Below are 23,601 nucleotides of genomic sequence, written 5' to 3'. Positions count from 1 at the left end.
CTTTTAACTCATCCGGTTATTTTTTTGGCAATCCTTTCCCACAGTTCGGGAGCCTTCTTAGCCAGATTTATCGGCTTTCCGATACGGTCCACAAAGGCATGTCCGGTCTTTCCCTCAGTAATAACCGTGCCCTTTGGGGAAAGTAAACGATATTTAAAATTTATCCTGGTTGGCGTCAGCCGGGTTACTGTTGTCTGAACAGTTATCAGGTCATCATAACCTGCCGGGATTCTATATCTGCTCTCTGCTTCGGTAACCGGAAGCATTATTCCCATCTCTTCAAATACAGTATAGGGAAGACCTATGGACCTGAACAACTCTGTCCGGCCCACCTCAAACCAGGTAAAATAGTTTCCGTGATACACAAAACCCATCCTGTCAGTTTCTTCATACCTGACCCTGATTTGTGTTTGATTTACTGCTAAAGATGTTTCCTGTAGTGTTTTTTTATCCACTGAAAATAAGTGCTCCTTTCTCTGGTTGTCCCATATAATTATACATTTAAACGACCAATGGAGTCCATCCAAAAACATATTTTGGCGGCAATCCAGTTGGACATTCACAGGATAAAAATCTGCTTTTGAGGGAATTTATATTTTAAGCGCATTTACTTGAAACAATGTACATGAACAAGGAGGCTTGATTATGTCAGACAGGATTGTTGCCGCAATATTTGGCGGCATAATTGGAAGCATCCTGCAAACAGCTTTGGGATACATTTTTTACCTGACCGGTCTTGCCAAGACCAATCACCTCTTAATGGCCGGCAATTTTTTTCTTAATGAAAGTGCCCTTAATACTACCGCCGGATATATTGTAGGCTTGCTTGCAGACCTGGTTATGGGTGGATTTCTGGCATTAATCTTTGTATACCTGATTTCAATTACAGGAAAAGATTACTGGCTGTTAAAGGCTCTTGGCTATACCGGCTTTGTTTGGGTACTCGGCTCCGGCCTGCTGGATAGGGCTTTTAATATAGTGCCTGTTTTGCAGGAGCATGCCCTGACAAATCTGTTAATGTTCGTAACAAATATAGTTTATTCCGTCTCCATGGCTTATTTTGTGGTCAGGTGGGGCCGGTTCCCCTCCAATATTATTACCCAGGATTACGATGATCCTGACAACCGGTGAGATTACAGAAGGTGAAAGATTTCTTAAATGCCTAACGGCGACCATACTTTAACAAATAATAGCGATAATTCCAGTCTTTGAAGAAATCCCTGGCCGCCGCCACACCTGAATCATATAATGAGCGGATACGCTCTTCCGAAATACCGAAATCTGTGGCTCTTATTCCCATAGTGGGTATAGTTATCGTCCGTTTAAAATTCTTTTCCTCAACAAACCTGTTGTCATGAGCTTCCAGCATGGTACCAAAAAGGGCCTTCAGCATTGAAATGGGGCCATCAATATCATTGCGCCGTTCTTCATTTGGCCCTGTCAGCTTGAAACCTATTGTCGGCATGTCTTCCAACCCGCTGCAATCGTCAAACAGCCAAACCGGGAAATTACTCAAAAGCCCGCCGTCCACAATACAGCTATTAAGCTCCCTGCCATCTTCCGCTTTATGCGTCACCTGAACAGGCTCAAAGAAAAAAGGAATACTGATGCTCATCCTTATAGCGGTGGCAACCTCTAGGTTATCAGGGTCTATCCCGTAACGTGAGATATCCTGGGGGAGTACCAGCATTTTTCCTGATGTTATATCAGAGGCAATAACCCGGAGGCGGTATCGCCCCGGAAAATCTGATGCGGACCGGTTAACAACCACAAGATCGCCAAAACTCTTAATCCCTTTAGCCTTAAGAGCTTCCCTGACCCAGTTTTCAATATAATCACCCTTATAAAGGCCAAGATTAACCCTGAGATTCCATGCAGGACCAAAAAGAGGTAATTTGCCCACCGCGTCATTGTCTTCGAACCGGCGGTAATCGATACTGAAAATCATATCCCTGATCTCTTCTGCAGTATACCCGGCAGCAACCAGAGAGGCCACTATAGCCCCTGCAGAGGTACCGGCAGCATACATCCAGCTGTAATGCTCGCTGGCGACCGAGAGCGCCCCGGCGATGCCAATCCCCTTAATCCCCCCGCCCTCAAAGACAGCATTAGCTTTTTGCTTTTTAACTGCTATTCCAGCCATATACATTCACCCATAGTATTATATAAAAATGCTGGATAATTGGTGAATAGGGAAAAATTGGCTAATGTTTAAAAACTCTGCAGCTCAGATATAACAAGTTTGATGTTCTCAATGTGCATTTTAAGCATAACCCCCTCAATGGGGCGGTTCCTATAGGGCAGGCCGCTAAGCACTTCAGTGATTTCTCTGGTCTGGAGGCCTTGTACAAACAGATCCTGAGCCCACTCGGTCAGACTTACCAGGTACTCCCGGTCGCTTTCAATCCGGTCAAAAATCTCTTCTCTCCCGTCAGCAATATCACCATGTCCCGGAACAACACAGGTTATATTATGGTCTCTGACAAGTTTCCCGGCCAGATCCAACGTTTTTTTGTAAGCTGCCGTACTGAAATTTACAAAGGGGAACTCCAGGTTGGACAGGTAGTCCCCGGCAAACATAATGCCGCGTTCCAGGCTGATTACGAAAATACAATCACCGGTATGCCCCGGCGCATGAACAAGCAGCAATTCGTCACCACTTATGGAAATCCGGTACGTTCCCTGAAAAGTTATCTCAGGGTCAGGAAAAACAAAGGGAGGTGTGCGAAGTACGTAATAACTCTGGTCAATTTCATTGAGCTGGATCAGCTGGGAATCGCGGTCACAAAACGCAAATTCTTCATGTGCTACAAGCTTATAATTCTTAAAATTCTGGTAACCAACTATGTGGTCAAAATCTGAATGGGTAAAAATCATGTACCTGTTAAAGCTGCGTTTCCGGTTGACAAAATCTGCTATTATCCTGATTTCTGCCGGAAAATAGCAGGGATCAATAACAAGGTTTGCTGTTTGATTTATAATGACAGCGCTGTTGGTCTGCCACATGGAGCTCTGATAAACATAGATATCAGGGGCTATTCTATAGGGCATAGGTTCACCGCCTTTTGTTGAGGTATGCAACCGGCAGCATAAATAACTAGAAAAGAAAAGCGCGCATAATTCAGAAAGGTTTGCCATTGCGCAAACCCTCTTCAGCTTATAGTATCATTTTCCGGTCCCTGGTCTTCAGTTATGCCGTAAACACGGTAAGCTCCAATCTCCGCCTGACCGCTTAACTCCTGATTAAGCTTATAAAAGTAAGAACCATTATGATTTTGCCGGGCATTTTGTGCTTCATCCTTTATATCATTATATACTTCATCCCCAGTGTCATAATTCATAATCAGTTACTCATCTCCCTGCCTGTATATTTCTAACTATGATATACTTCATTCCCGGAAAATATTCGTCTGCCGCTTCCGAACCGGTTAAAGCTCCATGCGGCTGCCGGGAACTGCCTGCTGCTTGTATTTATAATGTTCATCGGCATAAGCCGAATCAATCTGCCGCCATTTGTTCCCATATAAGCTCATCTGTTCTTCCCAGAGGCCGCCGCATAATGGGCATTTCAGCAAAACAACATTTTCCGGGCGCAGCATAGCCAGTACCTGCCATTTCTGCCGGGAAGTACCGCATGTACAATCAGTGGTCCCCCATCCGGTGTGTTCCCTCACTATACTCATACCCCGGGCATTTTTCTTTACCTGACTTTTCAGCTTGCGGTTAAAAATTATTAATACCCAGGTGATAGCAAGAATTATAAAAAATATCACTGATTTAATCATCCGGTTCACCTTTTACATTAACTTCAGTCCTGTGTACTTCCGGAGCGCCCCCAGATACCTGGGGATTATCGTTTGGTTTGCTGTAGGAAACCAACACCACCCCCGCAATTATTACAAGCACGCCTATCCAGCGAATCGTTGGAATAGTTTCTTTGAATAACAGCCAGGCGGCAACCACGCCGATAATATAAGCCATACTCTGCATGGGATAAGCATAACTTAACTCCGCCCTTGAGAGGACAACAAACCATACAACTGTTGCCACCACATACAGGGCAAGACCTGCAAGAATAAACGGGGACAGGGCAACTCGCAGCATATTATCCAGAGAAAGGCCGCCCTCTCTTGTCAGTCCAATTTTCCAGAGGATCTGCCCAGAGGTGAGCAAAACAACATTAAAAACTATCAACAGGATTGTTTTCAATCTTTTCCCTCCTGTTAACGGTTTCATAAAGGTCTTCCACCTTCTTGTTAAGCACCCCGATCTCCTGGGCCAGCCGGACGTTCTGGTTGTGCAGTCTTGAAATAATTACAGAATAATGAAGTATCAGGGCAAAAGAAAAAAGAATACCTACAATGAACAGCAGTGAAGGCGCATAAAAGATGCCCAGCCGCTCGGCAAGGCTTTCAATCATACCCCGCCACAGCGTTAGTGTCAACATAACCCCGCCAACAAACAGCCATAACAGGGAATACTGCTCTTTAAGCCTCTTGCTGCGGACCAGCTCAAGAACAATGACAAGGAATCCCAGGCTGAACAAAGCTGAAAACAAAAATATGTTAATCATTATCCTTAAGCCTCCTTTTTATGTGCCCTGAGCAGGTTCATGAAAATTGCCAGCAGTACCTTAATCATGTAGTATACCGACCTGATAGGTGTTATTGATGACCTGCCATATTCCCGGGGCGCCATGGTAACCGGCACTTCTTTAATGGAAAACCCGCTCTTCTTGAGCAGAACCAAGGCTTCTACTTCCGGGTAGTCTGTGGGATAGTTATTGACAAAAAACTTGATCACCCGTTTACTCACTGCCCGGTAGCCGCTGGTGGTGTCTTTCAAAGGCTGCCTGTTAATCAGTGAAACTACGGCAGAGAAAACTACCATTCCCATTTTACGGGCAAAGGGTGTTTTGTACCCGGTCTTGGCGACATACCGCGAACCCAATACCATATCAGCTTCGCCCCGGAGCACAGGTCCGATAATTTGCAGCAGGTCTTCAGGGTTGTGCTGGCCGTCAGCATCTACCTGGATGGCAACATCATAATTATTTTTGTGGGCAAATAGATACCCGGTCTGAACTGCCCCGCCTATCCCCAGATTGAAGGGAAGGTCGATAACATTGGCCCCTGACTCCCTGGCAACCGCCGAGGTCGCATCCTCGGAACCGTCATTAATTACAATCACGTCTATCCCGGCAAACTGACGAATCCTGCCGACAATTCCGGGAAGGTTTGGTTCCTCGTTAAAAGCAGGAATAATAACAAGTACCCTCTTGTCTTTTAATAAATCATTGTTATGCAGTAAAGCGCCATTATCGTCTCGCATCTTGTCCCCCATATTGCAGCAGATTAAAAACCAAACCTTTTATCTGGATAATATAGCCAATACTCTCTGAAACTATTATACAATAATGAAGTGCTTTGGGGAAATACTTATATCAGGGCCATATATTAAATTATGTTCAGAAAGGAGATTTTTCATGAAGCAGGTAGCAAAGGCAAAGGCTGACAAAGTACCCAAAGAAAAAGAGCCTACACGGGAAAAGCCCTATAAAATGACCTATAGTGAGACATATGTAGAACCCGTGGGAATGGGTCCGGTGAAAGAGAAGTAAAATGTCTACCTGAGTAATTTTTTAAGAAACTCATGAGCCTGTTCGAAAAGAAGGCCCACCACAAACCAGACCGGAGCATAGTCGAGCCTGATAAGGCCTCCCACAGAGTACGGGGAATGGCCGGAATAATCCCAGGGAATCCTGCCTACAGCCATTTTGATAACCAGGCCGGAAGCAAACTCCATTGTGAAAATCACTAGGGCCCAGATCATTCCTCTGGCAGGCCATCTAAGCCCTCTTATGCTTTCGTGAACAGGCTCCAATAGAAATGCGGCTCCATAAATAGGGAACATCCAGATATAACTGACTCCCCGGAGGCTGTAATCACCCCTGAGCATTGAACCTCCGCCTGTCCAGACTATTTCCATAGCTACACCTAAAAGGCCGTAAAATAGAATTCGGTATTTCATGTAAATATTTTTTGTCCGGAACGGTCAAAATATGCCTTACTTATCCTTCCGGGCAGCCATATATCCGTTGTCCATCAAAATCCTGGCGCCCTCCCAGCCTCTGACAAAATTAATGAATTTCAGGACATCCCCTGCCGGTTTCCCTTTGGTAACAAAGGCCAGTTCCTTGATATAAGGGTACTCCCCGTTTAGGACCATTTCGTACCTGGGACTTACCCCATTTATCTTTAGCATGGAGGTTTCAGGGTATTCAAGAGTTACCGCACCCAGGTCTGTCCACCCAATACTGTACGGTATGGATCTAATGGCCTCATTCATTGCCTGATCACTCCTTAACAGAACCGCCTCAGGCAGGTTGCCGGTATTCCCAAATCCCTTTAGGCAGTTATCCCATACAAGCCGGGATGAGTCTGACAGCTCCCTGGTAAGTACAACAATTTCATGGTCAGGCCCGCCAATTTCCTTCCAATTAGTAATTTTGGCAGTGTAAATCCCCAGCAGCTGTTCTTCGGTAAGATTGTCAATATTAACATTATTATTGACGGCAAAGCTTAACAGAACCCTGGCATACGGGATGTATTCCAGCCCAAGTTCACGCTCGGCAGGCAGGAATTCACGGGCAGTCAGGCCAATATCGATTAAGCCTTCATTGGCGCTCTTGATGCCACCGGTAGAACCAAGGCTTTCCGGTATCTCCACCTCAATACCGGGATACCGCTCCATAAAAGCCCGGCCCAACACTCTGGTAATTGGCAGGTTTGACCCGGAACCTCCCACCATGAGAATAGTCCTTTGGGAACCCGGTACTCTGGATTGATTCAGCTCGTCCTTACTTTCTGCAGCTCTAATTTCTACAGCTTTTTTACTGTCCCAGTATCCTGAAACTGCCAGTATTATGAAGTTTAGTATAGCCACACATATAAGTGCAGTTAATACCTTTCTTCTATCCACTTACATACCCCTCTCTCAGGAGATCATTCTGGATGCATCGAAATCGATATTTTCCAGAATCCGCAAAAACGCCTCCACAATGGCGGGGTCAAAATCCGTCCCGGAACACCTGACCATTTCCTCCCTTGCCTGCTGAAAAGTCCTTTTTTTCTGGTACGGACGTAAGGAGGTCATAGCATCAAAACTGTCAGCTACCTTGAGAATCCTGGCAGACAGTGGAATCTCTTCTCCGGCAAGCCCCGCGGGATAACCACCTCCGTTAAAACTCTCATGATGGTATAAGACCAAGGGGGCAGCTTCAACCAGGGAAGCGACGGATTTTACTATCTCAGCTCCCCATTCCGGGTGGCGCTGCAGTAATCCCAATTCATCCCGGGATAGTTGGCCGGTTTTATTTAACAGCTCTCTGTCTATCTCAATCTTGCCAATGTCATGCAGGTAGGCGCCAATCTTTATTGTTTTTAGTGTGGACTCATCCAGATCCATGGCCTCTGCAATAAGGAGCGCATACCTGGCTACCCTTTCTGAATGTCCATAAGTATACTTATCCTTTGAATTTATCATCGATATAAACGTTTTAATGGTATTAATACGCTCATGTTCGGCTTCATTAGCCACACGCTTAAGTTCATCCAATACCGAATAATAGAGAACCACCCTGTTCCTATTGGTGTTTTTGGCCTTGTAAAGAGCATCATCAGCCATTTTTATCAGGTCATCCTGCCTGGTGGCATTAACCGGCACCGCAGCTATCCCGGCGGAAATACTTAAAACGCCGTCAGGCTGATTATCCCGACCTTCAAAGGGGAAGCTTTCTACTTCCTGCCTGATGCGCTCACACACGGAATAAGCCGCTTCAGGAACGGTATCAATCAAAATGATGGCAAATTCCTCCCCCCCGTATCTGGCGGCAATATCCACACCCCTGATATTCCTCTTGATAATCTTCCCCAGAACCTGAATGACCTTGTCGCCGGCCGGATGGCCCTGGCTGTCATTATATTTTTTAAAATAGTCAATATCCATCATTACCAGGGAAAGGGGATACTTGAAACGCTCGGCGCGGTTTAATTCCTCCCTGAGGCGCTGCTGAAAATACCGGTGATTATATAATTCCGCTAAACCGTCTACGGTGGCCAGCAATTCAGCCTCATCGAGCCTGGCCTTAATCTTATCAGCCATAAAGTTTATTGCCTTGCCAAGCTGCCCCAGTTCGTCCCCGGTGAATACCCTGATTCTCCTGCTTAAATCTCCATTGGTGATCGCAGTTGTTACTGTCAGCATATTCGTCAGCGGCCTGAGGATTAACTCTGCCAGCAGGAAACTGCTTAAGAAAATCAGGACCCCGGCTGCAATCGTAATTCTTATAATATCATGTGATAATTCCACCTTGGCTGCAAGCAGATATTCATTTGGCACCATTACGGAAATTTTGCCGTCATCACCAATTTCCTCCCAGGCGTTGAGATACTCATTCCGGTCTCCGGAAACCACAACCCGGAAATCACCATCTTCCATTGAAGCAATCAGCTGAGGCATGATTTCGGCACGGGTCTCCCGGCTAAGAGTTGAAGCCGTCAGCTTACCGGCATGAAATATATTAATTTCCACGCCAGACCTGTCCTTAATTTCCGCAAGCTCCGGATCACTAATATGACGGTCAACCACCAGAGCGCCAATAGGGACTTTCAACCCATAGCTGGTGGGATCAAAATGAATAGGTGAGGCTGCATAAAGTTCCAGACCGTTCCCGGTGACACCAAAATCCGAACCGGTAACTCCCTCTATAGCGCGGTTGAGAAGGCGGCCTTCAGCTAAATTACCTTCTGATGCCCGATTGAACAATTCAACTATGATTTTTTTATTCCGGTCAAAAACCTGTATTTTCTGATGTCCGGAATAGTACTTGGCAGGGGCCAGCAGTTCATAAAGCAATTTCCTGTTATTCCCGGCCACTGCCTTTTCCAGTTCCGGAGAATCTGCCAGCAGCCGGACATAGGCTTCAAGGTTAGCGGTCTCATTCCTGAAATTTTCGACAGTCCCAGTCAAAACGCCATAAGCCTTTTCCTGCTGCATTTCTTCTATTTTGGTATCCACCAGGTTCATGGCATAATAAGAAATAGCGGCAATAATAGAAAAAGTAACAATAAAGAAAGGGATAAAGATCTTCGTCCTTAGCCCTATGGAATATTTATATTCCAACCGGTTTGCCAACTTAAACAAAGCCTGGTTCATTTTTTTGAAAGCCATGGTCTCTCCCCCCACTGGCACTTCACAAAAACACTTCACATTACATCTTATAATACGTTCTATTTCTATTCTTTACGACTATATCCTCTTTTTACCTATAGTAGTAATTGTTATTATACGCCTTAATACTACCCTCTGCTATCATAAATATCTGGCCGGCGATGCTTCAGGAGGGGAAACTCCCTGCGTACCTGAGCGGCTTTTTGGGGATCAATTTCAACGGTCAATACCCCTTCTTTTTCTTGCAGCGCCCCGATTATCTGGCCCCAGGGGTCAGCCGCCATGGAGTGGCCGTAAGCCACATATGAAGCTGCTTCATTCCTCGCCGGCGCTATTCCGGCAACGTAAAACTGGTTGTCAACCGCTCTCATCCTGATGGACAGCTCCCAGTGGGCCGGACCTGAAATCATATTAAAAGCGGCAGGTACTACCATCAGCACAGCGCCCTGTAAAGTCATCAGCCTGGCAAGTTCCGGAAAACGAATATCATAGCAGATTCCCACACCAATTTTCCCCAGGGATGTATTCACAACCGTTATCTCATTCCCTGCACCCAGGGTGTCCGATTCTTTAAACCTCAGTTTCCCGGTAAGGTCAACATCAAAAAGGTGTATTTTCCGGTGTCTGGCCAGAAGACTGCCGTCAGGCCCGAAAACAAAACACGTATTATATATGGAGTCACCATCCTTTTCGGGAATAGACCCGCCAAATACATAAATCTTATTTACTGCCGCCTCTTCTGAAAGCATCCTGATGGTTTCCCCTTCAGGATATGACTCAGCAAACAAAGGAAATGCCTTGCTTTCATACGGACAGTTAAACATCTCCGGAAGGGCTGCTGCTTTTGCGCCCTGGGCTGCAGCTTCCCTGATCATGTCCCGGGCCCTGACTATGTTTCTTGCTTTATCTTCGGTTACTTTGCTCTGAATAATCCCTAATACCCATTTGTCCTGCAATGAATTCACCTCTTGTATTAAACTACAGAACCTGCTTTAGTCAAGCAGGCCCGAACTGATAGTGACAGCCATTACCCGGCCTTCACTGTTAATATCCAGTAATAGCTTGTATTCCTTTTTGTCCACAAGGTTATAAGTCCATAAATTAGTCTGCACAGCGCCTGCCTTGCCCAGCTTCCTAATGACATCTTCCCTGGAATCACCGACTTCAACCCCTCCGGGCCCGGGACAGCCTCTGTCCGATGCAGCCACTTTGACCACAACACCATTCTTATCAAAGATAACTTCCATACCATCATAACTATCTGTTCTCAATGTCTGTTGCACGAAGTTATCCCATTTCCGCTGCGTTTTTCGGGGAGTGCCGCCGGCCTCTTTGGCTTGATTCCGGGTCATATCAAGGCCTATGCCTGAGATTTTCATATCCTTTTCCTGTATATCAAGGGCCTTGCCAGACTCGGCTTCAACCTGAAAATATTTGGTTTCCGGAACCCGGTCAGGATACCTCTCAGTGACCTCAATCAGCCAGACAGGGTAGTCATCTGACGGTTCACGGTCTATCTCAAAGGTCAGTGTGGTTCCATCGAGTTCAGATACCCGAATCAGGTTATTTACCCAGGGGACATTCTTCACCGCGCTGACAGCTTCTTCAGCAGAAACATATTTTGAGGCGCTCTCATCTGCACTGTCTGCCCCGTCTTTTTGGTCTTCTGCACCTGCGAGCCCCGAAGGTATCCTCTCCCGGCCTGACCACATCAGGTCATAAACCGGCTCTGAGTAATAACCTGTAAGCAAACCTGAAACTATCACGACTAATACCAACACTATTCTTTTTAACAAGTTTAATGACCCCCCCGGCAGTTGTTTGTCAAAAATTCTATTTTGACAAATATTCCTAATATAAAATTATTCAACACCGGGCTGTCATTTCCTTCATAATCAAGGTTGATTTTCGATACCTTTTCCTCTCCTGATAAGCCCGTAAGTAAGACCAAGCAGCAGCAGCAGACCCGCATACCCTACTGCAGGATAAACTGTCCTTACCAGAGTTGAAAAACCCAGCAGACTTGCCAGAAATGCAGCAACAGCAGTGCCTATAATATAGTACCTGGCCCTGGGGCTCTCCTCAGGGGCCAGCCTGACCGTAAAACCATAAAGACTTCCCACCGCTGTTGTATAAATTTCAGCCAGAAGAACTATGCTGTAAAAAGTTCTGAACACAGGGCCCAGGGTTCCGGCCACATACAACATCGGAATTTCAAATCCTCCCGCTGTGGGAAGATTGGGAGCCAAAGCCAGAAGAATGGCCGCTGCCCCAAGCCCCAAACCGATGCCTCCGAGGATAGCTCCCTTTGTCAAGAGTCCGGGACGATTATAGCTGGCTCCAGTTGGCGCCAGAACAGCCACCGCCATTACCAGATTATACGACACATACAGCACCGCCGCCAGAGGCCAGAAGGGCACCGCTGCTTTAAAGGGAACCGCGCCGATAACCGGGTTAGCAAAGAAATCCTTATTAATCAGCGTCCACACAGCCATACCCACTACTGAGGCTAACAACACCGGGACAACCATGCTTATGGAGGTGATAACACCTCTAAGTCCCAACATTACGGTAGCTACCGTGACGACTACCATCACAGCGCTGCCAATAACAGCCGGCCATTGGAACTGCTCGGCAAAAATTGCTCCTGCCCCGGCGGCCATTGCCGTAAAAGCGCCAAAGAGGAAAAATGTGATCACATAGTCAATCACGGTTCCCATCCAGCGTCCCCCGATATGTCTTATTATTTCGAGGTGTGACTTCGCCCTCAGTCTCATGCCCATATCCAGTATCGCCCAGCCAAAGAGACCGAACATGGCAGTTGCGGCCAGCAGCCCGGCAAAACCCAGCAGACCGAACTTCCCGAAAAACTGCAGTACTTCCTGTCCCGAAGCAAAGCCGGCCCCCACTACCGTGCCGACATATGTTGCTGCAATTTTGAAAACAGATAAACCGGGAGTTTCCCTGGCCTTATTTTCCGTATTACTTCCTGGAGCGTGTCTTACTTCATTCAATACTATGCTGCCTCCTTTTATCTAATACCCTGGAAGTTTTCACGATATAGTAAGCAATCGTTGAGTGTGCCAGCAAGGCCACAGGAAGTGTGAGAATACTGTTCCAACCGTTATAAACAAGGTAACCGGCCCGGAAAAGCCAGTGGACAGATAAACCGGCCAGCATGGTAAATCCCGCCAGGTAAGCAAAAACCTGCCGGTCATTGCCCAGGTATTTCATGAAGTATGAGAACATTATTACTTCCGGAACCCACGCCAGGGCTGCAAACAAAGGTATCCCGGCAAAGGCAAAAAAATCGTGGTATCTCAGCTGCCAGACTTCAAAAACCGATACCAGGAACCCCATAATGATGACAGCCTGCCCAAACCCTCCGATAATGCCGACCGGAAACAGCTTGATAACTGCCCGCCGAGGCACAAGTATCAGCATTGCAAGCATTAATAGTATAAACAGGGTAACCCAGAACAATCCATACATAGCCACATGCCCTTTCTGTCATAATCTGCAGTCATCCCTCTGCTGCTATTTTTCTTCCTACCAAACCTATTTATACGCAAATTTAAGAGGCGGGTAGTCTACCCGCCTCAGGCTGTCGACAAAGTCAATATTTTGTACTATAAAATGTTATAAGACAGGGGTAGATGTGTTCCGAAAGGCGGTGTCTGTCGTCAACCAGTCCAAACCCGCCTTGGTGGGTTTGGGTAACCGGTTGAGATGTCGGGGGTCCCCCCAATCCGTCGAAACGGCGGCCTTCCCGAAAGGCCGGGGTTTCGGTAACGGATTGGGGGCCCCGCCGGAGGAATTCATCTACCCCTGTTTATATTACAATTTAATCTTCAAAAAATATTGGGTTTGTCAATGAGCGAGACAGGTAGTCTACCCGCCTCTCAAATTGATTCTTTTTTCCTGTAAACCAGCCCTTCGGCCACACAGACAATTTCACCGGTCTCGTCACTTACGGCTATTCTGTAAAGCCCGGTGCGGTTCGTCAGTTTATCCTCCGTCGCCTCTGCGGTAAGGAAATTCCCGGTACCGGTGGCCTTCACGAAATTTATACTCATATTCAAAGCCACCGCAACCTGACCGTGAGAATTGGATGCCAGAGCGAAGGCCATATCTACTAATGTAAAGACAACAGAACCATGAGTTATGTCTACGGAGTTCAGGTGCTTATCCTCTATTTTCAGGCTTACCCGCGCATATCCCGGTCTGACCTCCTGTATCTCTGTTCCTACCAGCCTGGCAAACCTGTCATTTGAAGTAATCCTCCGTACTGCCCGTTCTACCCCATCCATATTCAGCATTCCTCCTCAAGAAAATAAATACTTGTTTAATTCTACTAATAAGCAATTATTCCTCCATTTACAATTAATACTTGCATTTCAATTGTGACAAAATTGCAGTTTATGCTATAATTACATTAATTTCTTTGCCAAAAACCGCAGGAAGATTGAAGGAGGTATACGTATTGGGCATCTCAAAAAAAGTTGAAGAAAATCTGAAACGTTCCTCATGGATCAGAGCTATGTTTGAAGAGGGTGAAAAGCTCAGGAAAGTACACGGGCCGGAAAAGGTCTATGACTTCACCCTGGGTAATCCCGACATCGAACCCCCTGAGGCCTTTAAAGAGGCGCTGAAACAGGCTGCTTTAAGCCCCACCCAGGGCATGCACCGTTATATGAGCAATGCCGGCTATCCTGGGACACGCCGGGCTATTGCCGGGGTAATCTCTGAAGAATCAGGCCTGGCCCTTACCGAAGAAAACATCGTTATGACAGTGGGTGCCGGAGGTGCATTAAATGTCGTACTGAAGACACTTCTCAACCCAGGCGAAGAGGTTGTCATAATCCCCCCCTACTTTGTGGAATATAACTTTTACATAGACAACCACGGCGGAGTTGTCAAGGCAGCGCCTGCCAAAGATGACTTTCAGCTTGATCTGGATACTATTGAGGCAGCTATAACGAGTAGTACCAAGGCGATTATAATTAACTCCCCCAACAACCCCACCGGGGTAGTATATGATGCTGCAACCCTGGAAAATCTGGGGGAACTGCTGCAGAAAAAAGAGGCGGAACTGGGGACAGAAATCTATGTCATTTCTGACGAGCCATATGCCAAAATAAGTTATGACGGGGTTAAGGTGCCCAATGTATTTAAATACATTGCCAACAGCATTATTGTGACCTCACACAGTAAGGACTTGGCCCTCCCGGGAGAACGCATCGGTTATCTTGCAGTAAGCCCCCGGGTGAAAAACCTCTCTCTGGTCATGGAGGGAATGACCTTTGCCAACAGAACTCTGGGTTTTGTAAATGCTCCGGCACTGATGCAGCATCTGGTAACAGGCCTGCAGAGGGAGAGTGTGGACATCGCTCTCTATCAGGAAAAACGCGATATTTTGTATAACAGCCTCACTGAAATGGGCTTTAAGATTGTTAAACCGGCAGGCGCCTTCTACCTCTTTCCACAGTCGCCCATTCCCGATGACATCGAGTTCGTCAGGGCCGGCCAGAAATATAATATCCTCCTGGTACCGGGAGCAGGCTTTGGTAAACCGGGCTATTTCCGAATGGCCTATTGTATCGATAAGCAGATAATTTTAAACTCGCTGCCGTCCTTTAAGGAACTGGCCAAAGAGTTCGGCCTGTCATAGGAAACCTTTTTGTTATAACACACTGCACTTATACTAGTCTCTTGGAAATGACCGTTGGTAAAATGGAACCGCCAATTCGGCTCTACCCGCAAGGGGCACGCCGGAATCCGTAAGCCGCTAAAGCGGCAACGGCTCCGCTGCTGCCTCAATGGCGGCTCCGCCATCCGTGGCTCCGGTCTGTGGCTTCGCTTAGCGGAACTGCGGTAAAGCGAAATAAAAGATGTGTTCCGGAAGGCAGAGTCTGTCGTCCGTCCGGCCCACCATGGCAGCTCTTGGCGCTTTAGCGCTTAGAGATGGCGGTACCCTTGGGGTAAACCCGCAAAGCGGGAGTGGATGCCGGCGGAGATGTAGCCTGCCGGAGGAACACTTCTACCCCTGTTTAAGTTACACTTTATTGTTAAAAAACACTGCTTACTTATTCAAAACCTCTTTTACTCCATTGACTTCATTTTTAATTTCCCGGGCAATTTCTCCTGGTTCACTGGTAGCATTCTTAAACTCTCTGATACTCTTACCAAAGGCTTTTCCAATATCAGGGAGTTTGCCGGGCCCAAAAAGGACCAGCACTATAACCAGGATAATAGCTATTTCAGGCAGTCCCAGACCAAGCATGAATTATCCCTCCTTATATCAGGCATTTGCTGTCTCAATATCAGGCATTTCCTGTCTCAGTGCGATAACCCCTCTGTTCTGCAATTAAATCCAGGTAAACGGTTGCAGTTTCATCCTCCATCACCTGACGGTCACCACCGTTTCTTTCATTTACGGCCTTGATGTACCCGCCGCAGGACTCGCAAACGTGCAGTTCATAGCCCGGAGTCTCCTCAATCCTCAGAAAGGCCAGCGAACTGTGGTCGTCATTACCACACCGCGGGCAGCTTAACAGCCTGAAAAGCCATTCAGTATCACAGCTGCCGCACCTCAGGTAACGCCTGCCATCCCCGCTCTCAACCCTAGCAATAGCAGGTGCCCCGCCACAAACCGGGCAGAAGCTTTCCATCCAAAGCTCGGTATCCAGCACTGGATTTACGGCTTCGGAATAAAGCTTCAGGAATGGCCTGACTGTATGAAACAATATAAATCCAGCCACTTCCGGAGCGGTCCCCAAACTCCCGGTAATCCCCTGGAAACCTGGCATATCTCCTTTTATGGTACATTCAACTAGCTCGCAAAACTCCGCTTCGCCAAGGGCTTTGAGTCTTTCGGCATCCCCCGTCCATTCAGGTTTACAGGCAGCCAGCAATTCCAGCAGGCGATTGAACAACCCGCGGGCTGCGGCATTATCAACTGACGGGCTGATTTCAGTTATTACAGGCCGTTCCCCTGTCCATACCCAGTTGGCCGGTGGTGAGAATACCTGGTTTTTCAGACTTGCCTGATTCAGAACCTCTTCATTAATGCTGCATATGCCCTTGGAAAGCTTAACAACTTCCCGGGGCAGGCTTATTACGTCATTGATGCCCATAATAATTCCCACCTTCTTTCAGTAAAGTTCGGGTATTAGAGTGAAACCTGTCCGGCAAACAGGAAGACATATCTCAGTAAAAATCCACCCACCAGAATCAGTACAGAAGCCACCACAGGAACTGTAAAATCGTTCCCGGTGTGCAGTTTTGCTGAAAACATGTTATAAATTTCCACAATTAGGGGTATTACCAGGCCGCAGGCTACGATGCCAAGCCAGAATACCACTGAAAAACTCCCTTTCAGGATTACCGCTGCAGCTTCAGGGGCGCCTGAACCCAATGCCAGCATAAGCAGGCAGAACACAATCATTTCAAATACGATTACCATCGCATCTGCCTTGGCCAGCTTCTGGATTACAGCAAAGTCCTCTTTACGCCATGCCAATACCAGCATCAATGCGGCTATTCCGGTGGATGTCGCCGAAATCAGGAAAAGCAGTCCCAAATAGGATGTACTGCTCCAAAGGGCAGAGGATGTACTTGCCAGCAATACCCCGGTATATCCGGCCGTAAGTAATCCTACGGGCATCCCAACCAATCCGGTAAACCTCCTGAGACCTGCCTTATTCTTAAAGGCTCCCAGGATTCCGGAGTTCCCGGCGAACTTCTCCTCAGCAAGCCAGGTCAGTGCATTCAGACCACCGAGTACTATAAAGGCTGAAAGCAGCCAAACCCCGATTGACATTGTCGAACTGGCGTTAAAATGCAGCAAAAACCTCCAAAAACTCATCGGTTTACCCAGATCGAAAAGCAGCATCAACACACCGCCAACTATCAGAGGTACACCGATATATGCTCCGTATTTGGCCAATTTCCGGTACTTACCATTGCTGAATATATCAGCAAGAACACCGGTATAGAAAGCAGCAGTGCCAACTCCGGCCATGAACAGGTATACAGCAATTAGCGCCGGCCAGTTAACTTCATGCATTTTCATCCACCCCCGTTCCTGGAGAATTCTCCACATCTGACCCTTTATCACCAAACAGGAGTTTAAAGGGTGCAAAAGCCAGAATCCCCGCTCCTGCCAGAACACCCAGCCAGTTTCTTGCCACACTTGCCGTGGCAGGCCTTGGGTTTTCAGGCAGCCCGTATACTTTTGGAGGAGCATCAAGAACATAGACGACGCCGGTGCCGCCCAGTTCCTTTTGTCCATATATGTATGCCTCTTTACCTGCAGCCTTTAGCTGGCTGACACGTTTCTCAGCCACTGCCAGGATATCTTCGCGTTTACCGGACTGCAGGGCTCCCGGTGGGCATGTTTTGACACAGGCAGGAGGCATGTTGTTGGTAACCCTTTCATAACACGCCCGGCATTTCCTGCTGGTCCCTGTCTGCGGGTCAAATCCGACAGCGCCGAAGGGACAGGCGACAACACAGTTTTTACAGCCAACACACTTGTCCTGGTCAATAACAATAGTTCCGTTATCCATTCTGGTGGCAGCCCCTGATGCACATACGGCCACACAGCTGGCCTCAGTGCAGTGCATGCACTGGGTTTTCCGGAAAAGGAACCGGACACTCCCATCACTCTGCCTGTCCTCGGCAAATTTAACTCTTGTCCAGGTATTACCCTCAATCCGGGGCGGGTTTTCATAGCTCCCGGAAAAAGCCGTGGCCGTTGCCGGCAGGTTGTTCCACTGCTTGCAGGCAACCTGGCAGCCGCGGCAGCCGGTGCACTTGCTGACATCAATAAGCAACCCCATTTGTTCTGCCATTAGCCAGCCCTCCTTACGTCGACCAAGAAGGCCTTATATTCAGGTATCATGGTATTACCGTCACCGATATGAGGAGTGAGTTTGTTGGCAGTCTCGCCTGTAGCAATCCCCTTAAACCCATAATGCCATGGCAGCCCCACCTGGTGAACCGTGCGCCCGCCCAGATCGAAGGCTTCAAAACGCTTGGTGACCATGGCATAACACTTTATTTCTCCCCGGGCAGATTTTACGACCACCATGTCACCATTGTTGATTCCTTTTTCTTTGGCCAGGTCTTCACCGATTTCCACAAACATGTCAGGGAAAAGCTCTGCCAGCCAGGGTACATTTCTGGTCATGGCGCCTGCCTGCCAGTGCTCGGAAAGCCGGTAAGTTGTAGCCACTATGGGGAATTTATCAGGAGTACCCATTTCTTCAGGACGCCATACCTTGACAACAGGGTTAAGCAGTTGTCCTGAGAAGGGGTTTTTCTCCAGAGGAGTATCCCATGGTTCGTAGTGTTCCGGGAACGGCCCTTCTTTCATTCCAGTGACTCCAGAGAGGCCTCCCAGGCCCTCGGGCTTCATGATAAACGGGTTGCAGCCCCCTGGACTTGCAGGGGCCAGTGTACCATTAAAGTCCGGCACATCTTCACCGACCCACTTGCTCTGGAGGGAATCCCACCAGATAACCGCCTTATCACCTGCCCACGGCCTGCCGGTCAAATCGGCAGAACACCTGTTATAGATAATCCGCCTGTTAGCAGGCCAGGAAAAGGACCAGTTCAGGTATGTCCCGATTTTTGATGTGTCCTTGTTGTCCCTTCTCTGGGTTAGATTTTTACCCTCTTCAGGATACATTCCTGACATAATCCAGTTTCCGGAGCATGTGGAACCGTCATCCATCAGTTTGGCAAACCCTGGAACCAATTTTCCGGTAGTGGTATTATAACCGTTAATTTCCCGGGATACCTTGTCTATATCACACATATCCTGGCCATAATCCCAAAGGAGGTCACGGATTGGTGCATCTTCAGGCCTGGTTGAACCTGCATAAAGCTTTTTCAGGACATTGCCCAATTCATTAATGATATCCAGGTCAGCCTTTGATTCACCCGCCGGTTCAACACCCTTCCAGCGATACTGGATCCAGCGCCCGCTGTTGGAGACAGTACCTTCCTTCTCATAGGAAGCACACGCCGGCAGGAGGAACACCTCAGTTTTGATGTCAGCCGGTTTGGCCCCGGGACGATTCCAGAAGGCTGCGGTCTCAGTCTCCCAGAGATCCACCCCAACCATCCAGTCCAAGTTCTCCAGGGCTTTGGCTTCCAGGTCTGAATTGGGTCCGCCCACCACCGGGTTCTGTCCAAAGGCAAATAAGCCCTTCAGATCACCTTTGGCAGCAGCCTCAAACAACGCTATATGAGAGTAGTTTTTTGTTGCATTCAGTTTGGGCAGGTATTGATAACCAAATTCATTTTCTTTAATAGCAGCATTACCCCAGAAGGCCTTAAGCATGCTTACCATAAACTTGGGTTTATTGGACCAGTAACCGGTCTTGGGGGTTTCTGTTTCATTATAAGCCTGGAGTGTGGCATGCTCAGGTTTGGCTGCAGGTGTCCCGATATATCCAGGCAGGATGTGGAACAGTAATGCCATATCAGTGGAACCCTGGACATTGGATTCACCGCGCATGGCATTGACCCCGCCGCCAGGCAGCCCGATATTACCCAGAAGAAGCTGCAGCATGGCATAGGAGCGCACATTTTGTGACCCCACAGTATGCTGGGTGGTTCCCATTGCGTACATAATCGTCATGGTCTTATCTTGGGCCGCCATGGCAGCAACACTTTCCAGAACCTTTTTGTAAACATCACTGGGTGTGCCGGTTACCTTGCAAACTGTGTCAATATCGTACCGCTCATAGTGCTTTTTCATCAGGTTAAGCACACAGAAAGGATTGGCTAAAGTCATATCCTTTAAGGGTTTACCTTCAGGATCAGTCTGGTATTTCCAGGTATCAACAGTGTAACTCCGCTTTTCCGGGTTATATCCGCTGAAGAGACCGTCTGCAAATTGATAACCGGGATTAGTGAGCAGCGGAGCATTAGTGTAATTCAGGACATACTCTTTATTATAGAGGCCATTTTGCAGGAGATAATTAAATATCCCGCCTATGAAGGCTATGTCAGTGCCTGAACGTAACTTTGCATAGATATCAGCCTTGGCGGATGTCCTGGTAAACCGCGGGTCTACATGGATAATTTTAGCACCCCTGTCCTCTTTGGCTTTGGTTAGCCACTTGAAGGAAATGGGGTGGTTTTCCGCAGGGTTGGCCCCAATAACCAGAGCGAGATCAGTGTTTTTTAAATCAATCCAGTGATTAGTCATTGCCCCTCTTCCAAATGATGGCGCCAGACCGGCAACCGTGGAAGAGTGTCAGATACGCGCCTGGTGCTCAATAAATACCAGGCCCATTCCCCTCATGAGTTTTTGCAACAGATAGCATTCTTCGTTGTCCAGAGCGGCGCCTCCCAGGCATCCTATCGCCTCAGTCCGGTTAACAGTTATGTCAAGAGCTTGTCCGGTCTTGGAATCAGTTACTGTATCCCTGACTGTAAAAGTTGCATCCCTGGTCTCTTTTGCTTTCCGAGCTATCTTTTCTATCATCCATTCCCAGTCTTTTTCTTCCCATTTGTCGCTTCCGGGAGCCCGATAAAGGGGCTTTTTGAGCCTTCTCTCATTTTCATGCAGCTGGTAAACGGCTGCTCCCTTGCTGCAGAGTGACCCCTGATTAATAGGGTGATCCGGATCCCCTTCGGTATTAACCAGCTTACCGTTCTCGTTGTAAATCAGGATACCGCAGCCCACACTGCAGTACGGGCAGATGGTTGGAGTTGCTTTGGCTGACTTAATTTTGAACCCCTGAACCTGGGCAGAAGCCTGTGAAAGGTCGAAACCCAAGTCTGCCAGCATAACTGATAATGTGGTCGCCCCGGATAATTTGAGAAAGCTTCTTCGTGAAATCTGCAAATGAAATAGTCCTCCTTCCGATGGATTAGTTTTTTGAACCCCATACACTATATATGCAAATTTGATGCCAGCCGAATTTTGTCACATTTTGCCGTCAAATGAACACAAAGTATGCATTATGCTTTTTTAAACACAACGTGGAAACTCTTTATTTTCAGGCACTATCACTTAATACTATTATTGTGTATGTTTTCTTTACATGTAAGATTATACTTACAGCTAATTTCCGCAGCTTGTGATAGTGAATACATGTGTGGAAAAGATAAATTTTATGCCTCGCAAACATAAAAATGACAGGATAAATATCCTGTCACAGGTGCATTCAAATAATTCAATATATAATTCAAGGGCATCCTATCGAGTTCCGTTTAGCTGCATTCCGGCCAATGGCTCCACCGGCTAGGATCGTCAGGCTCGCTTTCAAATTTGGCAATAACCTCTTTTTTGTCATAGTGTCCCAGTGATAACACAATCCCCAATAAAGTCAGCAGACTGGCTCCAATCAAGATAATTATCACAATCGCAAGAACTGAGGATAACATACTCATGGCCTTCCTTCCCTTTTCATGATAGGGGGTTTTAAAACTCTTATCGACCTTTTAACCTAATACTACTGTATCACTACGAGAGTAGTTTTTCTATTGTTTAGGGACGAAACAGCATAATTGCCCACTGAATGGAATTTATAGGGGATTGAATAGTTGCCTGTAATAAAAGACCTGCCTCGTGGTTAAAATAAAGAGACTTGTGTTAGACAAGAGGAGGGACAGCGTTTTGCTGATTGTTCTTGTTCGCACCCTGATACTTTATGTCTTTGTAGTTATGGCCATGCGCATCATGGGCAAGAGACAGATCGGCCAGCTTCAGCCCTTTGAACTGGTAGTCACCCTAATGCTGTCGGAATTGGCCGCAATACCTATGGAGAGTCCGGGCATACCCTTAATAAACGGCATTACCCCGATTCTGACACTTATTGCCGCTCAGGTTATCCTGTCCTATATTTCTTTAAAGAGTGACCGGGCCAGGGGTTTTATCTGCGGCACCCCCAGTGTCCTCATCGAAAACGGAAAAATCGTCGAATCTGAACTCAAGCGGCTGAGGTATAACCTTAGTGACCTAATGGAACAACTTAGAGCAAAAGATGTCCCCAACATTTCAGATGTTGAATTTGCCATTCTGGAAACCAGCGGCCAGCTCAGCGTTATCGAAAAGTCTCAAAAAAGACCTGTGATACCGGAAGATTTAAATCTTCCCACAAAATATGAAGGGCTTCCCTATACCCTGATAATGGACGGACATGTCATTCACAGGAATTTGGCGAAATTGAAATTGAATATTGAGTGGCTGTATCAGGAGCTTGAAGACCTGGGGATAGCAAGTCCCAAAGATGTTCTTTTTGCCTGTCTGGATACCGAGGATAAGCTCTTTTGCCAGCTTAAGTCAGGTAAAGAAGCGAAATAACAGAGGTGAAAAAATTGAAAATTGTAGTCGCTACAATAGTGATTTTAGCCCTTCTCCTGGGTTTCGGAACCTATGCCTATTATTATCTTGACAGCACCGCAAATGAACTCCTGGTTATGGCTGAACGAATTGAAAAAAGTGTTGCCAATGATGACTGGCAGCAGGCCGAATCTGACTTTTCCAAACTTCATGCCATATGGGAACGGACCATCGTCAAATGGACCATCCTGATTGACCACATCGAACTGGACCAGATAAATACATCAATGTCCCGGACTAAAAAATTCATGGACACCAGGGACCTATCCGGCTTTATGTCGGAAATGGCGGAACTAAAGCTGCTTATCAAACACGTCCCTGAAAAAGAAGCCCTCAATATGAAAAATGTATTATGAGAGGGGAAATGGAAAATGTATTCCTAGGGCGTAAATGCGGAGTCTCGGAATGAGACTCCTTTTTTTGTTTACATATTGGGTGACGAATAACAAATACCGGTTTTTCTGCATATCCTAAACATAGGAATAACTCTGTTTAGAGGGGGTCAAAAAATGTTGAGAGAATATAACAACTGTCTGCCTCCGGAGCCAATAGGAGCGTGCTTTCCCCAGGCCCGGCTGGCACAGGCATGGACACCTTACCAGTATATGAGGCTGGTATTTGACCCGGAAATCGGCCTGTACCATGGCACTATCTTTCCGGAACTTGTGAGACCTTATACTCCCCATCCGTGTACATCTGAATGGTAATAATGACAGGAGGTAGCTATGAATAGGAAAATTTCTCACCAGGCACACCTGCTCAAGGAAATAATGAGCTACGAATTTACTGCCGTTGAACTTAACCTCTTCCTGGACACACATCCTGCTGATATCAAGGCATTGGCAGAATATAACCAGGTCACTGAGTGTCTGAAAAAACTCAAGTTTGAATACGAAAAATGCTACGGTCCCCTGATGAACTTCGGCACTTCCCCCAGCCAGCACCCATGGCGCTGGATTGACGAGCCATGGCCGTGGCAAATCGAGTACTAAGGAGGGCTAAGA

29 protein-coding genes are annotated in these 23,601 nt (G+C 47.1%); 7 read left to right on the top strand and 22 right to left on the bottom strand.

Annotation, left to right across the window (positions count from 1 at the left end; genetic code table 11):
- Positions 1-8: 8 nt before the first annotated feature.
- Entirely contained in the window at positions 9-455 is a 447-nt protein-coding gene (locus tag Ga0451573_RS15085) for an acyl-CoA thioesterase (RefSeq protein ID WP_231684970.1), read from the bottom strand.
- Positions 456-645: 190 nt separating this feature from the next.
- Between Ga0451573_RS15085 and Ga0451573_RS15080 the strand changes: the two genes are divergently transcribed.
- Complete coding sequence (locus Ga0451573_RS15080) at positions 646-1,131, top strand: hypothetical protein (RefSeq protein WP_231684969.1); 486 nt, start codon at positions 646-648, stop codon at positions 1,129-1,131.
- A gap of 31 nt (positions 1,132-1,162) precedes the next feature.
- Here the strand turns inward: Ga0451573_RS15080 and Ga0451573_RS15075 are convergent, their stop codons facing one another.
- From Ga0451573_RS15075 to Ga0451573_RS15045, 7 genes are all read right to left on the bottom strand, one after another.
- Complete coding sequence (locus tag Ga0451573_RS15075) at positions 1,163-2,143, bottom strand: patatin-like phospholipase family protein (RefSeq protein ID WP_231684968.1); 981 nt, start codon at positions 2,141-2,143, stop codon at positions 1,163-1,165.
- A 68-nt stretch (positions 2,144-2,211) separates the two neighbouring features.
- Positions 2,212-3,051, bottom strand: coding sequence for an MBL fold metallo-hydrolase (locus Ga0451573_RS15070; RefSeq protein WP_231684967.1), 840 nt, complete (start codon positions 3,049-3,051; stop codon positions 2,212-2,214).
- A 101-nt stretch (positions 3,052-3,152) separates the two neighbouring features.
- Positions 3,153-3,341, bottom strand: a complete 189-nt coding sequence (locus tag Ga0451573_RS15065) for a hypothetical protein (RefSeq protein WP_231684966.1) — start codon at positions 3,339-3,341, stop codon at positions 3,153-3,155.
- Positions 3,342-3,428: 87 nt separating this feature from the next.
- Complete coding sequence (locus Ga0451573_RS15060) at positions 3,429-3,785, bottom strand: hypothetical protein (protein ID WP_231684965.1); 357 nt, start codon at positions 3,783-3,785, stop codon at positions 3,429-3,431.
- Positions 3,778-4,209, bottom strand: coding sequence for an EamA family transporter (locus Ga0451573_RS15055; RefSeq protein WP_231684964.1), 432 nt, complete (start codon positions 4,207-4,209; stop codon positions 3,778-3,780). The genes Ga0451573_RS15060 and Ga0451573_RS15055 overlap by 8 nt, the downstream gene beginning before the upstream one ends.
- The gene (locus Ga0451573_RS15050; RefSeq protein ID WP_231684963.1) at positions 4,181-4,573 is read right to left on the bottom strand and encodes a DUF2304 domain-containing protein; all 393 of its coding nucleotides are present in this window, start codon (positions 4,571-4,573) and stop codon (positions 4,181-4,183) included. The genes Ga0451573_RS15055 and Ga0451573_RS15050 overlap by 29 nt, the downstream gene beginning before the upstream one ends.
- A 5-nt stretch (positions 4,574-4,578) precedes the next feature.
- Positions 4,579-5,331 (bottom strand): glycosyltransferase family 2 protein, encoded by a 753-nt coding sequence (locus tag Ga0451573_RS15045; protein WP_231684962.1) that lies wholly within the window; start codon positions 5,329-5,331, stop codon positions 4,579-4,581.
- Between the two features lie 154 nt (positions 5,332-5,485).
- Between Ga0451573_RS15045 and Ga0451573_RS19885 the strand changes: the two genes are divergently transcribed.
- Complete coding sequence (locus Ga0451573_RS19885; RefSeq protein WP_269438322.1) at positions 5,486-5,620, top strand: hypothetical protein; 135 nt, start codon at positions 5,486-5,488, stop codon at positions 5,618-5,620.
- Between the two features lie 5 nt (positions 5,621-5,625).
- Here the strand turns inward: Ga0451573_RS19885 and Ga0451573_RS15040 are convergent, their stop codons facing one another.
- The 8 genes from Ga0451573_RS15040 to Ga0451573_RS15005 all read right to left on the bottom strand — a co-directional run bounded on the left by Ga0451573_RS15040 (position 5,626) and on the right by Ga0451573_RS15005 (position 13,541).
- The gene (locus tag Ga0451573_RS15040; RefSeq protein WP_231684961.1) at positions 5,626-6,030 is read right to left on the bottom strand and encodes a putative ABC transporter permease; all 405 of its coding nucleotides are present in this window, start codon (positions 6,028-6,030) and stop codon (positions 5,626-5,628) included.
- Between the two features lie 36 nt (positions 6,031-6,066).
- Positions 6,067-6,981: a substrate-binding domain-containing protein gene (locus tag Ga0451573_RS15035; RefSeq protein ID WP_231684960.1), complete on the bottom strand. Its 915-nt coding sequence runs from the start codon at positions 6,979-6,981 to the stop codon at positions 6,067-6,069.
- Positions 6,982-6,996: 15 nt separating this feature from the next.
- Positions 6,997-9,231 (bottom strand): diguanylate cyclase, encoded by a 2,235-nt coding sequence (locus Ga0451573_RS15030; RefSeq protein ID WP_231684959.1) that lies wholly within the window; start codon positions 9,229-9,231, stop codon positions 6,997-6,999.
- 128 nt (positions 9,232-9,359) lie between these two features.
- The gene (locus Ga0451573_RS15025; protein WP_231684958.1) at positions 9,360-10,187 is read right to left on the bottom strand and encodes a carbon-nitrogen hydrolase family protein; all 828 of its coding nucleotides are present in this window, start codon (positions 10,185-10,187) and stop codon (positions 9,360-9,362) included.
- A gap of 36 nt (positions 10,188-10,223) precedes the next feature.
- The gene (locus Ga0451573_RS15020) at positions 10,224-11,027 is read right to left on the bottom strand and encodes a PepSY domain-containing protein (protein WP_231684957.1); all 804 of its coding nucleotides are present in this window, start codon (positions 11,025-11,027) and stop codon (positions 10,224-10,226) included.
- 99 nt (positions 11,028-11,126) lie between these two features.
- Positions 11,127-12,245 carry a YkvI family membrane protein gene (locus Ga0451573_RS15015; RefSeq protein ID WP_231684956.1) on the bottom strand — a complete coding sequence of 373 codons (1,119 nt, stop codon included), beginning with the start codon at positions 12,243-12,245 and terminating at the stop codon, positions 11,127-11,129.
- Positions 12,238-12,723: a hypothetical protein gene (locus tag Ga0451573_RS15010; RefSeq protein WP_231684955.1), complete on the bottom strand. Its 486-nt coding sequence runs from the start codon at positions 12,721-12,723 to the stop codon at positions 12,238-12,240. The genes Ga0451573_RS15015 and Ga0451573_RS15010 overlap by 8 nt, the downstream gene beginning before the upstream one ends.
- Positions 12,724-13,133: 410 nt before the next feature.
- Positions 13,134-13,541: a PaaI family thioesterase gene (locus Ga0451573_RS15005; RefSeq protein ID WP_231684954.1), complete on the bottom strand. Its 408-nt coding sequence runs from the start codon at positions 13,539-13,541 to the stop codon at positions 13,134-13,136.
- A 173-nt stretch (positions 13,542-13,714) separates the two neighbouring features.
- Here Ga0451573_RS15005 and Ga0451573_RS15000 point away from each other — a divergent pair, with 173 nt between their 5' ends.
- A complete protein-coding gene (locus Ga0451573_RS15000) occupies positions 13,715-14,902 on the top strand; it encodes a pyridoxal phosphate-dependent aminotransferase (protein WP_231684953.1) in 1,188 nt (395 codons plus the stop codon).
- Positions 14,903-15,313: 411 nt separating this feature from the next.
- Here the strand turns inward: Ga0451573_RS15000 and Ga0451573_RS14995 are convergent, their stop codons facing one another.
- From Ga0451573_RS14995 to Ga0451573_RS14965, 6 genes are all read right to left on the bottom strand, one after another.
- Positions 15,314-15,514, bottom strand: coding sequence for a twin-arginine translocase TatA/TatE family subunit (locus Ga0451573_RS14995; protein WP_231684952.1), 201 nt, complete (start codon positions 15,512-15,514; stop codon positions 15,314-15,316).
- Positions 15,515-15,554: 40 nt separating this feature from the next.
- A complete protein-coding gene (locus Ga0451573_RS14990) occupies positions 15,555-16,367 on the bottom strand; it encodes a formate dehydrogenase accessory protein FdhE (protein WP_231684951.1) in 813 nt (270 codons plus the stop codon).
- Positions 16,368-16,402: 35 nt separating this feature from the next.
- Positions 16,403-17,299 (bottom strand): NrfD/PsrC family molybdoenzyme membrane anchor subunit, encoded by an 897-nt coding sequence (gene nrfD / locus Ga0451573_RS14985; RefSeq protein ID WP_231684950.1) that lies wholly within the window; start codon positions 17,297-17,299, stop codon positions 16,403-16,405.
- The gene (locus Ga0451573_RS14980) at positions 17,292-18,086 is read right to left on the bottom strand and encodes a 4Fe-4S dicluster domain-containing protein (protein WP_231684949.1); all 795 of its coding nucleotides are present in this window, start codon (positions 18,084-18,086) and stop codon (positions 17,292-17,294) included. The genes nrfD and Ga0451573_RS14980 overlap by 8 nt, the downstream gene beginning before the upstream one ends.
- The gene (gene fdnG, locus Ga0451573_RS14975) at positions 18,086-21,097 is read right to left on the bottom strand and encodes a formate dehydrogenase-N subunit alpha (protein WP_269438321.1); all 3,012 of its coding nucleotides are present in this window, start codon (positions 21,095-21,097) and stop codon (positions 18,086-18,088) included. The genes Ga0451573_RS14980 and fdnG overlap by 1 nt, the downstream gene beginning before the upstream one ends.
- Positions 21,098-21,465: 368 nt before the next feature.
- Positions 21,466-21,645, bottom strand: coding sequence for a hypothetical protein (locus tag Ga0451573_RS14965; protein WP_231684946.1), 180 nt, complete (start codon positions 21,643-21,645; stop codon positions 21,466-21,468).
- A 226-nt stretch (positions 21,646-21,871) separates the two neighbouring features.
- Here Ga0451573_RS14965 and Ga0451573_RS14960 point away from each other — a divergent pair, with 226 nt between their 5' ends.
- The 4 genes from Ga0451573_RS14960 (at position 21,872) to Ga0451573_RS14945 (ending at position 23,589) form a co-directional block, all read left to right on the top strand.
- Positions 21,872-22,558, top strand: coding sequence for a DUF421 domain-containing protein (locus Ga0451573_RS14960; RefSeq protein ID WP_231684945.1), 687 nt, complete (start codon positions 21,872-21,874; stop codon positions 22,556-22,558).
- Positions 22,559-22,572: 14 nt separating this feature from the next.
- The gene (locus Ga0451573_RS14955; RefSeq protein ID WP_231684944.1) at positions 22,573-22,953 is read left to right on the top strand and encodes a DUF4363 family protein; all 381 of its coding nucleotides are present in this window, start codon (positions 22,573-22,575) and stop codon (positions 22,951-22,953) included.
- A 153-nt stretch (positions 22,954-23,106) separates the two neighbouring features.
- On the top strand, positions 23,107-23,304 hold the full coding sequence (locus tag Ga0451573_RS14950) for a spore coat associated protein CotJA (RefSeq protein ID WP_231684943.1): 198 nt from the start codon (positions 23,107-23,109) through the stop codon (positions 23,302-23,304).
- A gap of 18 nt (positions 23,305-23,322) precedes the next feature.
- On the top strand, positions 23,323-23,589 hold the full coding sequence (locus Ga0451573_RS14945; protein WP_231684942.1) for a spore coat protein CotJB: 267 nt from the start codon (positions 23,323-23,325) through the stop codon (positions 23,587-23,589).
- Positions 23,590-23,601: the final 12 nt, after the last annotated feature.

Origin of the sequence: Phosphitispora fastidiosa, from assembly GCF_019008365.1 — a bacterium.
GTDB classification, from domain to species: Bacteria; Bacillota; Thermincolia; order Thermincolales; family UBA2595; genus Phosphitispora; species Phosphitispora fastidiosa.
This window is presented reverse-complemented; position numbering and strand designations above follow the sequence as displayed.

What these genes read in the sequence shown, in the direction of transcription:
- Ga0451573_RS14965 (WP_231684946.1), bottom strand. Translation starts at nt 21,645, where the DNA reads ATGAGTATGTTATCCTCAGTTCTTGCGATTGTGATAATTATCTTGATT.
- Ga0451573_RS15065 (WP_231684966.1), bottom strand. Translation starts at nt 3,341, where the DNA reads ATGAATTATGACACTGGGGATGAAGTATATAATGATATAAAGGATGAA.
- Ga0451573_RS15070 (WP_231684967.1), bottom strand. Translation starts at nt 3,051, where the DNA reads ATGCCCTATAGAATAGCCCCTGATATCTATGTTTATCAGAGCTCCATG.
- Ga0451573_RS15005 (WP_231684954.1), bottom strand. Translation starts at nt 13,541, where the DNA reads ATGGATGGGGTAGAACGGGCAGTACGGAGGATTACTTCAAATGACAGG.
- Ga0451573_RS19885 (WP_269438322.1), top strand. Translation starts at nt 5,486, where the DNA reads ATGAAGCAGGTAGCAAAGGCAAAGGCTGACAAAGTACCCAAAGAAAAA.
- Ga0451573_RS14980 (WP_231684949.1), bottom strand. Translation starts at nt 18,086, where the DNA reads ATGGCAGAACAAATGGGGTTGCTTATTGATGTCAGCAAGTGCACCGGC.
- Ga0451573_RS15040 (WP_231684961.1), bottom strand. Translation starts at nt 6,030, where the DNA reads ATGAAATACCGAATTCTATTTTACGGCCTTTTAGGTGTAGCTATGGAA.
- Ga0451573_RS15080 (WP_231684969.1), top strand. Translation starts at nt 646, where the DNA reads ATGTCAGACAGGATTGTTGCCGCAATATTTGGCGGCATAATTGGAAGC.
- Ga0451573_RS14995 (WP_231684952.1), bottom strand. Translation starts at nt 15,514, where the DNA reads ATGCTTGGTCTGGGACTGCCTGAAATAGCTATTATCCTGGTTATAGTG.
- Ga0451573_RS15075 (WP_231684968.1), bottom strand. Translation starts at nt 2,143, where the DNA reads ATGGCTGGAATAGCAGTTAAAAAGCAAAAAGCTAATGCTGTCTTTGAG.
- Ga0451573_RS14945 (WP_231684942.1), top strand. Translation starts at nt 23,323, where the DNA reads ATGAATAGGAAAATTTCTCACCAGGCACACCTGCTCAAGGAAATAATG.
- Ga0451573_RS15030 (WP_231684959.1), bottom strand. Translation starts at nt 9,231, where the DNA reads ATGGCTTTCAAAAAAATGAACCAGGCTTTGTTTAAGTTGGCAAACCGG.
- Ga0451573_RS14950 (WP_231684943.1), top strand. Translation starts at nt 23,107, where the DNA reads ATGTTGAGAGAATATAACAACTGTCTGCCTCCGGAGCCAATAGGAGCG.
- Ga0451573_RS15010 (WP_231684955.1), bottom strand. Translation starts at nt 12,723, where the DNA reads ATGTATGGATTGTTCTGGGTTACCCTGTTTATACTATTAATGCTTGCA.
- Ga0451573_RS15050 (WP_231684963.1), bottom strand. Translation starts at nt 4,573, where the DNA reads ATGATTAACATATTTTTGTTTTCAGCTTTGTTCAGCCTGGGATTCCTT.
- Ga0451573_RS14990 (WP_231684951.1), bottom strand. Translation starts at nt 16,367, where the DNA reads ATGGGCATCAATGACGTAATAAGCCTGCCCCGGGAAGTTGTTAAGCTT.
- Ga0451573_RS15045 (WP_231684962.1), bottom strand. Translation starts at nt 5,331, where the DNA reads ATGCGAGACGATAATGGCGCTTTACTGCATAACAATGATTTATTAAAA.
- nrfD (WP_231684950.1), bottom strand. Translation starts at nt 17,299, where the DNA reads ATGCATGAAGTTAACTGGCCGGCGCTAATTGCTGTATACCTGTTCATG.
- Ga0451573_RS15060 (WP_231684965.1), bottom strand. Translation starts at nt 3,785, where the DNA reads ATGATTAAATCAGTGATATTTTTTATAATTCTTGCTATCACCTGGGTA.